Raw genomic sequence first — 12,545 nt, 5'->3', positions numbered from 1 at the left:
GTTCAGCTGAAGGCGGGAAGCACCTGGTCGAGGAACAGGCGCAGCGAGCGGTCGGAGATCCCGGGCGGCATGAAGCCGTAGTTGAACAGCAGGGCCATGTGCCGGACCCCGGCCGCCTCGTACTCGCGGATCTGCTCGGCGACCGAGCCCGGGTCGCCGATGAGCATGGCGTGGTCGAGGAACTCGTCGGGGTTCTGCGGGGAGACGCCGACGACGCTCTTGAGGTGGGCGGCGTCGCGCAGGTCCTCGACCAAGCCGAAGCTGCGGCGCTGGTGCTCGGCCATGAGCACGAGGCGTTCGCGGATCTCCCGTTCCGCCTGCTCGCCGGTGCCGGCCAGGTAGACCTGCTTCTGGACCATGCTCCAGTCGAGCCGCTCCTGGATCGTGGCCTCGTCGTGCCCGCCCTCGCGCAGCGCCCGCTCGTACAGCCGCCAGCGAGCGGCCAGCGGCTGCGGCTTCTCGCGGGCGGTGAACAGGTACCAGCCCTTGCGGCCGGTCCATTCGGCGCCGGAGTCGCTCTGGGTGGCGCGGGCGAAGGCCGGGGCGGGGCGGTGGAAGGCGCTCGGCATGATGCGGGTGTGCAGGGTGCCGTGCTCGAAGGCGGTCTCCCACTCCAGGGGCGGGTCGTCCGGCTTCTTGGCCAGGGCCGCCTCGAGGATCTCCAGGTTGTGGATCATCTGGGCGTGGCGCTGGGAGGGGTCGCGGCCCATGCCCGCGTACTCGAGGGGCGAGCCGCCGGCCGCGAAGCCGACGATGAGCTCGCCGCCGGTGAGGATGTCGAGCAGGTTGCACCGCTGGGCCAGGCGCATCGGGTTGTGCAGCGGGGGCACCGCCACGGCCAGCGAGAAGCGGGTGCCGGGCGGGGCCTGGGCGGCCAGGTGGGCGGCGTACACGAAGTTGTCGCCGTAGGTGTTGTAGCCGGAGAAGTGGTGCTCGGTGAGCACGATCCCCCGCACGCCCGCCCGCGTGGCCTCCAGTGCCTGGCGGGTCAGCGTCTCGATGATGCCGACGTCCTCGTGCGGGCCGCGGGTCTGGGCGTTGAGATAGATGGAAAAGCGCATCGGATGGTGCCTCATTCGTGAGATGAAGACCGGCTCCGCAATCGATTGCTTACGAGAATCGAGTCTTAAGTGGCGATTGCCGGAGGTCAAGGGGATGTGGAACAGCTAACATCGCCGTTTCGGCGGCGGTGACGAAAACGTTTGCTAACGCGGGAACGCCGCATACCTGCGGCGGTGGTAAAGCAGCGGCGCCGCCTCCCGATCGCAGGCGCCGGCGACCACGAGACCGATGACGATCAGATGGTCGCCGCCCCCGACCGTCTCCAGCACCTCGCAGACCGCGTGCGCCACCGTGCCCCCTTCGGCGCCCGCGTCGAGCACCGGCACCCCGTGGCGCCCCGGCCGCCACGCGACGCCGTCGAACTTGCCGTCGCCGCTGCCCGCGAAGCGCTCGGACAGCCGCTGCGCGCCGGCGTCCAGGACGTTCACGCAGAAGGCGCCGGAGCGCTCGATCGCCGCCAGCGTGCGCGAGCCGCGGCCGAGGCAGGCCAGCATCAGCGGCGGATCGGCCGACAGCCCGCACACGGCCCCCGACGTCATCCCCGCCGGACGCCCCGGCCCGGCCAGGCTCGTCACCACCGTGACCCCGGTCGGCAACGAGCCGGCCAGCGCCTTGAACAGCTCCGCGGGAACCGCCGCGGTGTCGTCGGTGAGGCTCATGCCGACATCCTGCGCGGCGGCCCCGCGGGCGGGCCAGCGTATGTCGCGGGTTCCACAAACCCCCGGCCGGGCCGGGATCGCTCAAGCGTCAGGCCAGGATCGCGACGGGGTTCTCCAGAAGCTCCAGGAACGCCTTCATCCACTCGGCGGCCACCACGCCGTCCACCGGCCGGTGGTCCACCGACAGCGTCACCGTGAGCACGCTCGCCGCCACCACCGCATCCCCCTCCACGACCGGCTGCCGCCTGGCCGCGCCGACCGCCAGGATCGCCGCCTGCGGCGGATTCACGATCGCGGCGAACTCCTCCGTGCCGTACATGCCCAGGTTCGTGATGGTCAGCGTGCCGCCCTCCAGCTCGTCCTGGCGCAGGCGGCCGGTGCGGGCCCGCTCGCCGTACTCCCGCATCGCGGCCGCCACCCGGGAGAGCGTCATGCCCGCCACGTCCCGCAGCACCGGCGTGACCAGCCCCGCCTCCGTGGCCACCGCCACCGCGAGATCCACCTGCCGGTAGGCGCGCACGGCCTCCTCCGACCAGGTGACGTTCATCGCCGGGACCCGGACGTGGGCGCGGGCGGCGGCCTTCACGATCAGGTCGTTGACCGAGACACGCAGGTCGCCCTGGTTCAGCTGGGCGCGCATGGCCAGAAGGGCGTCTGCCCGGGCGGTGCCGCGCAGGTAGAAGTGGGGGGCGGTGCGCTTGCTCTCGGTCAGCCTCGCGGCGATGGCGCGGCGCATCCGGGTGTGCGGGATCTCGGTGTACGCCCCCGGGTCCGCGCTCGCTTGGGCCGGTTCGGCGACGGCCGGTTCGCCGGCGAGTCGGGCGGCGACCGCGGCCTCCACGTCCTTGCGGACCACCCGCCCGTTGGGACCGGACCCCGGGATGTCCTCGACCCGCAACCCCGCCTCCCCGGCCAGCCGCCTGGCCAGCGGACTGGAGAACACCCGCTCAGGGGTACGGCTACCGCCCACGGCGGCCGGTGCGCCGGAGGGCCGCCCCCGGCCAGGCGGAGAGGGCACGTCGGGCGGCAGGCCCCGGACGGGCGGCGGACCGGCCGGAGCCGCGGAAGGCGGCGGATCGGCCAGGACGGGTCCGGCGGCTTCCGGGGGTTCGCCGGGGGCGCCGACGACCGCGATCGGGGCGCCCACGGTCACCGTGGCGCCCTCCCCCACCAGCGTGCGCAGCAGCACGCCCGGCTCCTCGGCCTCCACCTCCACCACCGCCTTGTCGGTCTCGACGGTGGCGATCACCTCGCCCTTGGCGTACGGGACCCCGGCGGTGACGCCCCACGTCTGCAGCACCGCCTCCTGGGCGCCCGCCGCCACCTCGGGCATGTGCAGGACTCTGGCCATGGTTCACCTCGTCATCTCGGCGAGCTTGGCGGCCACCTCGGCCGCCCCGGCGATGGCGGCGCGTTCGAGCACCCGGCTGATGCTGGGCGAGGCCTCGCCTCCGGTCACGCGTTGCACCGGCTGGTCGAGCCAGTCGAAGTAGCGCCGCTGGATCTCGTCGGCCAGCCAGCCCCCGTAGGAGGTGCCCAGCGCCCCCTGCTCGGCGATGAGCACGTTGCCGGTCTTGCGGATGCTGGCCCCGACGGTGTCCCAGTCGAGGCTGGCCCGGTCCAGCCAGCGCAGGTCGATGACCTCGGCGTCCACCTCGCCCGCGGCCTCGAGCACGTGGCGGGTCATGGCGAGGTAGGTCAGCACGGTGACCGCGGCGCCGGTGCGGCGGACGGCGGCGCGGCCGACGGGCAGACAGTAGTCCAGGTCTCCGGCAGGCCCCTCGCCGACGGAGCCGTAGAGGTCGACGTGTTCCAGGACGACGACCGGGTCCTGGCAGCGCAGGGCGCTGTTCATCAGGCCGACGTAGTCGTACGGCGTGGACGGCGCGGCGATGCGCCAGCCGGGGGCGGTGGCCAGGATCCCGGCCGGGTCCATGGAGTGCTGCGAGCCGTACCCGGTGCCCATGGCGACCTTGCTGCGCAGCACGAACGGCACCGCCCCGCCGCCGCCGAACATGTGCCTGGCCTTGCCGATCTGGTTGAACAGCTGGTCGGCGGCGACCCACATGAAGTCGGCGTACATGAACTCCACGACAGGGCGGAAGCGGCCGTCCAGGGCGATGCCGCCGCCGAGCCCGGCGAAGGCGTTCTCGCTGATGGGCGTGCCGAGGACGCGGTCGGGGAAACGTTCCTTGAGCCCGCGGGTGGCGCCGTTGGTGCCGCCGCCGAGGCGGTGCACGTCCTCGCCCATGACGACGACGCCGGGGTCGGTCTCCATGCGCCGGGCCATGACGGCGGCGACGGCGTCGATGAACCTCTGCTCGCCCAGCGTGCCCTGGAAGGCGAACCGGGCGTCGGCGAACTCCGACAGATCCCCCCGGATCCCGACGTCGGCGAAGGACGGATCGGGCCACTCTCCGGGCTTGATCCGCCGGCGCCCCGCCTTCCCGGCGCCCGGCTCGTCGCCGGGGTCCGGTTCCAGCAGGGTGTCCGCGATCCCGGCCATGAGGGCGGACGCCCTGGCACGGGCGTCCTCGGCCTCTCCGGGGGTGAACAGGCCGCGCCGTACCAGATGACCGGCCACCTGGTCGAGCGGGTCGCGGGCCCGCCACTCGCGCTCCTCCTCCTTGCTCCGGTAGCCGAACGCGCTCCCGGGAAAGGGGCCGTTCTGGTGGAAATATCGGTAGACGTCCGCCTCGATCAGCACCGGCCCGCGCCCCGATCGCAGCAGCTCCAGCGCCTCGAGCATGGTGAGGTGCACGGCCAGCGCGTCCATCCCGTCCACCTTGAAGCTGGCGATGCCGAAGCCCGGCCCCCGCGCCGACAGCCGCGGCTCCCCGGTGGCCTCGGCCACCCCGGTCGAGACGGCGTAGCCGTTGTTCTCCACGAAGAAGCAGAGCGGCAGTTTCCAGGCGGCGGCCAGATTGAACGTCTCCAGCGTCGAGCCGATGTTGACGGCCCCGTCGCCGAAGTAGGTGACGGCCACGTTCGAGGTCCCGGCCTGGCGGTGGGCCCATGCGGAACCGGCGGCCAGGGGGACCCCGCCGCCGACGATGGCGTTGGTGCCGATGGCCCCCGCCTCGTTCCACTGCAGGTGCATGGAGCCGCCGCGGCCGTGGCTGAAGCCGCGGTCCAGCCCGCAGATCTCCGCGAGGCTCTTCAACAGGACGGCCCGCGCCTCGGGCGAGACGTCCTGCCGGGGGTCGAGTCCCTTGGGCTCGACGTGGCTCAGCACCTTGGCCAGGAACTGGTGGTGACCGCGGTGGGAGCCGTTGACGGTGTCGCCCGGGGCCAGAGCGAGGACGGAGCCGACCGCGCCGCCCTCCTGCCCGATGCTGGAGTGGGCCGGGCCGTGGACCAGGCCGGCCTTGGCCAGCTCCAGGACCTGTTCCTCGAAGGCCCGCAGGAGCACGAGCTGGCCGTACATGGTGGTCAGCAGGGCCGGGTCGGCGGCGTCCCAGTCCGCCTCGCCCGTTCTCACCTCCACCCAGGGGACGGCGGGATCTAGCCGGTGGTGCTCGCTCATGTTAGTCTCCGCAATCGATTGCGTTACGCGACAGGAGGGGGTCGGAATGCTTCCCGGACTGGCCAGGCTGGACCACGTCGGCTTCACCGTGCCCGATCTCGACGCGGCCAGGGACTTCCTCGTGGACGTGCTGGGCTGCGAGTACATGTACACGCTCGGGCCCTACGCGGACGCCGGCGACTGGATGGCCGAGCACCTCGGCGTGCACCCCCGGGCAGTCATGCGGGAGCTGCACTTCTTCCGCTGCGGAGGCCAGGCCGTCTTCGAGGTGTTCCAGTACGAGGCCCCCGGCCAGAACCAGGTCCAGCCACGCAACAGCGACATCGGCGGCCACCACGTCGCCCTGTACGTCGACGACCTGGACGCCGCCGTCGCCTACCTGAAGGACAAGGGCGTGACCGTGCTCGGCGAGCCCACGTCCAGCAAGGGCCCCAGCGAGGGGCAGCGCTGGATCTACTTCCTCGCGCCGTGGGGCATGCAGTTCGAGCTCGTCTCCTACCCAGGCGGCAAGGCGTTCGACCGCGGGGTCACCAGCTGACCGCCACATACTGGGTCTCCAGGTAGTCCAGCAGGCCCTCGTGGCCGCCCTCCCTGCCGATGCCGCTCTGCTTCATGCCGCCGAACGGCGCCGCCGGGTCGCTGACCAGGCCGCGGTTGAGGCCGATCATCCCGGCCTCGATCCGCTCGCCGACCCGCAGGCCGCGGGCCAGGTCGCCGGTGAAGACGTAGGCGACCAGGCCGTACTCGGTGTCGTTGGCCAGCCGTACCGCCTCCTCCTCGGTCGCGAAGGTGACGACCGGCGCGACGGGACCGAAGATCTCCTCCCGCAGGATCGGCGCGTCCGGGCGCACGCCCGTCAGCACGGTCGGCTCGTAGAAGAAGCCCGGCCGGTCGGGACGGCGGCCGCCCGCGAGGGCCTTGGCGCCGTCCGAGATCGCCTCGCGCACCAGGGTGTCCACCTTGTCCACGGCGTCCTGGTTGACCAGGGGGCCGACCTCGGCGCCCGGCTCGGTGCCGGGGCCGACGCGCAGGTCGGCCATGCGGGCGGCCAGGCGGCGGGCGAACTCCTCGGCCACCGGCTCCTCGATGTAGAAGCGGTTGGCCGCGGTGCACGCCTCGCCCGCGTTGCGCATCTTCGCCGTCATGGCGCCCTCGACCGCCGCGTCGAGGTCGGCGTCGGCGAAGACGAGGAACGGGGCGTTGCCGCCGAGCTCCATCGAGCTGTTGACCACCTGGCCCGCCGCCTCGCGCAGCAGCACGCGGCCGACCTCGGTGGAGCCGGTGAAGGAGAGCTTGCGCACGCGCGGATCGCGCAGCATCGCCGCGACGACCTCGCCGGACCGGCGGGCCGGGATGACGTTGACCACGCCCGGGGGCACGCCCGCCTCCTCCAGCAGGCGGGCCAGCGCGAGCGCGGTGAGCGGGGTGTCGCTGGCGGGCTTGAGCACCACCGTGCAGCCCGCCGCGAGCGCCGGGCCGATCTTGCGGGTGGCCATGGCCGCCGGGAAGTTCCACGGCGTGACCAGCACGCAGACGCCGACGGGGCGGCGCAGCACCATGATGCGGTTGGCGCCGGACGGCGCGGTGAGCATCGACCCGTCCGCCCGCACGGCCTCCTCGGCGTACCAGCGGAAGAACTCGGCGGCGTAGGCCACCTCGGCACGGGCGTCGGGCAGGGCCTTGCCGTTCTCTTGGGAGATCAGCACGGCCAGGTCCTCGGCCTGCGCGCACATGAGCTCGAACGCCTGGCGCAGGACCTCCGAGCGATAGCGCGGCGCCGTGGCCGCCCAGGACTCGGCCGCGTCGGCGGCGGCCGAGACCGCGGCGAGCGCGTCGCCCGGGGTGGCGTCGGCCACGGCGGCGATCACCTCGCCCGTGGCGGGATCTATGACGTCGAACCGGCCGCCGTCGGCGGCGGCTACCGATCGACCCCCGATGTGGAGCATGGGAACCTCCAGGGTTAGTAGGGGTTGGCGATGACGAGGTCCTGAGCGGGGAAGAGGGTGAGCAGGCGGGCGCCGTCCTCGGTGACGACGACCTCCTCCTCGATGCGGGCGGCGGAGAAGCCGTCGCCGGCCGGGCAGTACGTCTCCAGGGCGAAGACCATGCCGGGGCGCAGCTCGACCGGCTCGCGCATGCTGTTGAGCCGGGAGATGACGGGCCGCTCGTGCAGGCCCAGGCCGAGGCCGTGGCCGAACTGCAGGCCGAAGGCGGCCATCTCGTTCTCGAAGCCGAAGTCGGTGGCCCTGGGCCACAGGGAGGCGATCTCGTCCGTGCCGGCGCCCGGCTTGACCGCGGCGATGGCGGCGTCCATCCACTCGCGCGCCCTGGTGTAGGCATCGCGCTGGGAGGCGGTCGCGCTGCCGACGGAGAACGTGCGGTAGTAGCAGGTGCGGTAGCCGTTGAAGGAGTGGATGATGTCGAAGAACGCCTGGTCACCGGGGCGGATGAGGCGGTCGGAGAAGTTGTGGGGGTGGGGGTTGCAGCGTTCGCCGCTGACCGCGTTGACCGCCTCGACCTGGTCGGAGCCCATCTCGTACAGGCGCTTGTTGACCAGGGCGACGATCTCGTTCTCCCGGACGCCGGGCTTGAGGGCCTCCACGACGTCCTGGTAGACGCCGTCCACCATGGCGGCGGCCTGCGTGAGCAGCATGACCTCGTCGGCGGACTTGATCGTCCTGGCGTCGAGCATGTGCTGCTGGGCGTCGCGGACGCGCAGGCCCTGCCGTTCCATCTCGAACAGGAACGGCGGCTCGACGATGTCCACGCCGACCGGCGCGGACGGGTCGTCGAGCAGGTCCTTGACCTGGGCGACCGCCTCGGCCATCAGCCCGGCGCTGGGCGCGATGGCGCCGCGCAGGCCGAGCATGCCCGCGTGGCAGTCGGCCGGGTCCAGCCAGGGGCTGTAGAGGCGGTGGTGGCGGGCGGCCGAGCCGAAGTCCCAGAGCATGGGCGGCTTGTCCCGGGTCAGCAGCGCGTAGCGGGTCATCTTGTCGCCCAGCGCGCCGCCGATCCAGGTCTGGGTCACGTACCGGATGTTGTAGAAGTCGAACAGCAGGAACGCGCCGCAGTCGCTGGCTTCCAGGGCCGCGCGGGCCCGCGCGAGGCGGTAGTCCCTTAACCGGCCGAAGTCGACGCGCTGCTCGAAGTCGACGCCCATGTGCCCGGGCGCGGGCAGCGGCGCGGCCGGTACGGCCCGGCCCGCGGGCGGGTGGTCAGCCATGGCCGAGACCGTCGTCCACGGTGACGCCTTCGGGCTTGAGCGCGACGCCCGAGGCGGCGGCCTGCAGGTCGAGCAGGATCGCGAAGTCCTCGTCCACCCGGCCGGTGCCCACGCTGGCCTGGACGATCTGGGCGGTCAGGGCGGCCAGCGGCATGGGCACGTCCAGCTCGCGGGCGGCCGCCAGGCCGAGGTCGAAGTCCTTGCGCAGCAGGAGCGGGGTGAACGTGGGCGTGTAGTCGAGGTTGACGAAGGCCGGGCTCTTGTAGCGGGTGAACGCCGAGCCCATGACGCTGTCGTTGAGGAAGTCGAGGAAGGCGTGGCGCGGGACGCCGCCCTTCTCGGCCAGCACGGTGATCTCGGCCATGCACTGGGTGACGACGCCGAGCATCAGGTTGTGCGCGATCTTCACCAGCCTGGCGACGTCGCCCTCTCCGGCGTAGGTGACGGACCGGCCGATGCGCTCCAGCAGCGGCGCGACGTGCTCGTAGGACTCCCTGGGCCCGGAGACCACGAGCGTGAGGCCGCCCGAGGCGACCACTTTGGCGTTGCCGCTGACCGGCGCGGCCAGGAAGGCCGTGCCCCGCTCGGCGCAGGCGCTTCTGGCCACGGCCGACGCCTCGGGTGAGACGGTCGAGCAGTCCACGACCACGCGGGGGGCCACCTCGCCGCCGAGCAGTTCGTCCAGCACCTGGGCGAGGTCCCCGGAGCTGGAGACCATCGTGAACACGACCTCGTTGGCGCTCAGCTCCGCGATCGACGAGACGACCTCGGCGCCGAGTTCCGCGAGCGGCTCGGCCTTGGCCCGGGTGCGATTCCACACGGCCAGGTCCGTCCCCGGCCCGGCCAGGCGCGCGGCCATCGCGTACCCCATGCGGCCGGTGCCGATCCAGCCGACTCTCATAGTGCCTCCCTCGATTACGCAATCGATTGCGTCGCGGCCAGCATCGAAGTAGATTCCTCGTATGTCAAGTGCTGAGCAAACGACTTCGCTGACGGTCGGCACATTCAGCCCATCCGTGCCGTTGCGCGTGGCCCGGCGCCTCGGCCTTCTGGACGCCCGGGGCCTGACCGTGACCGAGGAGCCCGTGACCTCCTCCCCCGGCCAGTTCCGCGCCCTGCTGGACGGCCGCGTGGACGCCGCGCTCACCAGCCCCGACAACGTCCTCGCCTACCGCTTCACCGCCGCCAACCCCCTCGGGAAGACCGCCGACGTGCGCATCGTCTCGGCCGTCGACCGGGGCCTCGGCCTCGGCCTCTACGCCCGTCCCGGCGCCGAGGGCGCCGTCGTGGCCGGGGTGGACGTACCCGGCTCCGGCTTCGCCTTCGGCCTGTATGCGCTGATGGAGCACTTGGGCCTGGGCGGCTACCGGGTCGAGCCCATAGGCTCCACGCCCCGCCGCCTGCAGGCGCTGCTGACCGGGGAGTGCGGGGTCACGATGCTCAACGCGGGCAACGAGCTGATCGCCGAGGACCGGGGCATGGTACGGCTGGCCGGGCTGGCCGAGGTCTGCCGGCCGTACCTCGGAACGGTGCTGACGGTGGTCGGCGACCGGCGTCTGGCGGCCGCGCGGGAGCTGGCCGCGGCGTTGCGCGAGTGCACGGCGCACATCCTGGACGGGCGGGCCGACGAGCTGGTGCTGGAGGAGGCCGGGCGCGTGCTCGGGCTGTCCGGGCACCTGGCCCCGCGCTACCTGGAACGGCTCAAGGATCCGGTCGAGGGGCTCGTCCCCGGCAACACCGTGGATCTGGACGCCCTGCGCTCGGTGCTGGCGCTCCGGGTGCGGCATCTGCCCGACGAGGGGCTGGCCGGGGCGCTCGATCCGGCGCGTGGTCTGATCGACGCATGACCCCCGCGCCCCGCCTGCTGCTCGCCGTCCCTTTCGTCAGCACCCTCGACCGCTTCGCGATGCCGCCCATGATGGTCTCGATGGCCGCCCAGCTCGGCCTGCCGCTGTCTCAGGTGGTGCACGCGGTGGGCGCGTACGTGCTGGCCTACGGGGTCATGCAGCCGGTCTGGGGCGTCATCTCCGACCGGGCGGGCCTGGTGCGGACCATGCGGCTGGCGCTGGCCCTCGGCGCGGTGACCACGATCGCCTCGGCCCTGACCGGCTCGGCGCTCGCGCTGGCCCTGACCCGCGGCCTGGCCGGGGCCTGCTTCGCGGCGGCGATCCCGGGCAGCCTGGTGTACCTGGGCGACACGGTCCCGGCGCAGCGGCGGCAGCGGGAGATCACGAACCTCATGGCGGGCGTGGCCGTCGGCACCGCGGTGGCCTCGACCGCCGCCGGCGTCCTCGTCGAGTACGCGAGCTGGCGCGTGGCCTTCGCCGCCACCGGCCTGGCCGCGCTGGCGCTGGCGTGGGCGCTCGGCAGGCTCCCCGCGCCGCCGCGCCCGCGGGCCCACCTCGGCGTGATCGCGCCGCTGGCCTCGGTCGCGCGCTCGCGACCGGCGCTGCTGGTGCTGGCGCTGGCGTTCGTCGAGGGCGGCGTGCTGATCGGCGTGCTCACCCTGCTGCCGGCCGCGGTGGAGGCGGCGGGCGCGAGCGCGGCCGTCGCGGGCGCCGTCACCGCCGCCTACGGCGCCGCCGTCCTGGTGGCCTCACAGGTCGTCGGCGCGCTCTCCCGCCGCGTCCCTGCCTGGCGGCTCATCGCGTACGGCGCCGCCGCCGCGGTGGCCGCCTGCGGGCTGGTGGCGTTGTCCCGGTCGCCGGCCATGGCGCTGACGGCCGCCGGGCTGCTCGGCGCGGCGTGGGCGGCGATGCACTCCTCGCTGCAGACCTGGGCGACCGAGGTGCTCCCCGCGGCCAGGGCGACCGTGGTGTCGGCGTTCGCCGGGGCGCTGTTCCTCGGCAGCGCCGTGGCGGCGGTCGTGGTAGCCGGCGCGGCCGAGCAGCACCGGTATGCTCAGATTTTCGGCTGGGCGGCGGCGCTGGCCGCTCCGCTCGGCCTGTTCGGCGCACTGGGGCGCAAACGTTGGATCCGACCTGAAGGAGAGCTCGGCCGATGAAAGCCAACCGGCCTTCCGCGCCGACGCTGCGCGACATCGCCCAGGCGGTCGGCGTCCACACGACCACCGTCTCACGCGCGCTCAACCCCCGCACGCAGGGGCAGGTGGGCGCCGAGACCGTCCGCCGGGTGCAGAAGGCGGCCAAGGAGCTCGGCTACCAGCCCAACCCGATCGCGCTGAGCCTGCGCACCTCGCGCTCGCGCACGGTCGGCCTGGTCATCCCCGACATCACCAACCCGCTGTTCCCGCCGATCGTGCGCGGGATCGAGAGCGCGCTCGAGGCCGAGGGCTACAGCGGCTGGATCGTCAACACCGACAACGACCCCCAGCGGGAGCGCAAGCTCATCGACTCGCTGCGCTCGCGCCAGGTCGAGGGGCTGATCGTGGCGACCGCCCGGATGGACCACCCGCTGCTGGCCGAGCTGCACGCCTCCGGTGTGCAGCTCGTGCTGATCAACCGGCGGGTCGAGGGCGTGGACCTGCCGTGCGTGACGGCCGACGACTCCAGCGGGGTGAGCGCGGCCGTCGCCCACCTGGCCGGGCTCGGGCACACCAGGATCGCCCACCTCGCCGGGCCGCAGGGCACCTCGACCGGGGTGGCCAGGGCGCGGGCGTTCCGGCATGCCGTACGCGATCGGGGGTTGCCCGACGACCCCGGGCTCGTCGTGGAGTGCGCGCGCTGGAGCGAGGAGGCGGGGGCACGGGCGACGCGGACGCTGCTCGGCGCCCAGAGCGGGGTGACGGCGATCGTGGCGGGCAACGACCTGATCGCGCTGGGCTGCTACGACGTGTTCGGCGAGCGCGGGCTGTCGTGCCCGGAGGACGTCAGCGTGGTGGGCTTCAACGACATGCCGTTCCTGGACAAGCTGCGCCCGCCGCTGACCACCGTGCGCGTGCCGCACCACGACATCGGGGTGGAGGCGGCGCGGATGCTGCTGGACGGCATCGAGAACCCCGGACGGCCCGCGCGATCGCTGCTGATGCCGGTCTCCCTGGTGGTCCGCGGCTCGACCGCGCGGCGCTGACGAGGCGTTTCACCCGGTACAAGCTGCGTTTGGATCCTGCAAACGT

At 73.1% G+C, this 12,545-nt stretch carries 11 protein-coding genes; 4 read left to right on the top strand and 7 right to left on the bottom strand.

Annotated elements, in window-relative coordinates; genetic code table 11:
* Window positions 1-2: 2 nt before the first annotated feature.
* From FVE25_RS05810 to FVE25_RS05795, 4 genes are all read right to left on the bottom strand, one after another.
* On the bottom strand, window positions 3-1,061 hold the full coding sequence (locus FVE25_RS05810; protein ID WP_157245290.1) for an LLM class flavin-dependent oxidoreductase: 1,059 nt from the start codon (window positions 1,059-1,061) through the stop codon (window positions 3-5).
* Between the two features lie 144 nt (window positions 1,062-1,205).
* Window positions 1,206-1,721, bottom strand: coding sequence for a flavin reductase family protein (locus FVE25_RS05805; RefSeq protein WP_157245289.1), 516 nt, complete (start codon window positions 1,719-1,721; stop codon window positions 1,206-1,208).
* 88 nt (window positions 1,722-1,809) lie between these two features.
* Complete coding sequence (locus tag FVE25_RS05800) at window positions 1,810-3,072, bottom strand: dihydrolipoamide acetyltransferase family protein (RefSeq protein WP_157245288.1); 1,263 nt, start codon at window positions 3,070-3,072, stop codon at window positions 1,810-1,812.
* A gap of 3 nt (window positions 3,073-3,075) precedes the next feature.
* Window positions 3,076-5,247: an alpha-ketoacid dehydrogenase subunit alpha/beta gene (locus tag FVE25_RS05795; RefSeq protein WP_157245287.1), complete on the bottom strand. Its 2,172-nt coding sequence runs from the start codon at window positions 5,245-5,247 to the stop codon at window positions 3,076-3,078.
* A gap of 46 nt (window positions 5,248-5,293) precedes the next feature.
* Between FVE25_RS05795 and FVE25_RS05790 the strand changes: the two genes are divergently transcribed.
* Complete coding sequence (locus FVE25_RS05790) at window positions 5,294-5,785, top strand: VOC family protein (protein WP_219825315.1); 492 nt, start codon at window positions 5,294-5,296, stop codon at window positions 5,783-5,785.
* On the opposite strand, the gene FVE25_RS05785 is transcribed toward FVE25_RS05790, so the two are convergent.
* The 3 genes from FVE25_RS05785 to FVE25_RS05775 are packed head-to-tail and all read right to left on the bottom strand — an operon-like array spanning window position 5,775 to window position 9,371.
* On the bottom strand, window positions 5,775-7,193 hold the full coding sequence (locus FVE25_RS05785; RefSeq protein ID WP_157245285.1) for an NAD-dependent succinate-semialdehyde dehydrogenase: 1,419 nt from the start codon (window positions 7,191-7,193) through the stop codon (window positions 5,775-5,777). The two genes, FVE25_RS05790 and FVE25_RS05785, sit on opposite strands and share 11 nt — an antisense overlap.
* A 14-nt stretch (window positions 7,194-7,207) precedes the next feature.
* Window positions 7,208-8,470 (bottom strand): M24 family metallopeptidase, encoded by a 1,263-nt coding sequence (locus tag FVE25_RS05780; protein WP_157245284.1) that lies wholly within the window; start codon window positions 8,468-8,470, stop codon window positions 7,208-7,210.
* Window positions 8,463-9,371, bottom strand: coding sequence for an NAD(P)-dependent oxidoreductase (locus FVE25_RS05775; protein WP_157245283.1), 909 nt, complete (start codon window positions 9,369-9,371; stop codon window positions 8,463-8,465). The genes FVE25_RS05780 and FVE25_RS05775 overlap by 8 nt, the downstream gene beginning before the upstream one ends.
* Before the next feature lie 115 nt (window positions 9,372-9,486).
* On the opposite strand from FVE25_RS05775, the gene FVE25_RS05770 reads away from it, so the two are divergent.
* From FVE25_RS05770 to FVE25_RS05760, 3 genes are read left to right on the top strand one after another with little or no spacing between them, the layout of a single operon-like run.
* Complete coding sequence (locus FVE25_RS05770; RefSeq protein ID WP_157245282.1) at window positions 9,487-10,317, top strand: ABC transporter substrate-binding protein; 831 nt, start codon at window positions 9,487-9,489, stop codon at window positions 10,315-10,317.
* Window positions 10,314-11,474 (top strand): MFS transporter, encoded by a 1,161-nt coding sequence (locus tag FVE25_RS05765; RefSeq protein WP_157245281.1) that lies wholly within the window; start codon window positions 10,314-10,316, stop codon window positions 11,472-11,474. The genes FVE25_RS05770 and FVE25_RS05765 overlap by 4 nt, the downstream gene beginning before the upstream one ends.
* Window positions 11,471-12,499 (top strand): LacI family DNA-binding transcriptional regulator, encoded by a 1,029-nt coding sequence (locus tag FVE25_RS05760; RefSeq protein WP_157245280.1) that lies wholly within the window; start codon window positions 11,471-11,473, stop codon window positions 12,497-12,499. Before FVE25_RS05765 ends, FVE25_RS05760 begins: the two co-directional genes overlap by 4 nt.
* The last annotated feature ends 46 nt before the right edge of the window (window positions 12,500-12,545 follow it).

The sequence above is a fragment of the Nonomuraea typhae genome (assembly GCF_009760925.1).
In the GTDB taxonomy this organism is placed as follows: Bacteria; Actinomycetota; Actinomycetes; order Streptosporangiales; family Streptosporangiaceae; genus Nonomuraea; species Nonomuraea typhae.
The sequence above is the reverse complement of the archived record's forward strand: the minus strand, read 5'-3'. Positions and strand labels throughout refer to the sequence as shown.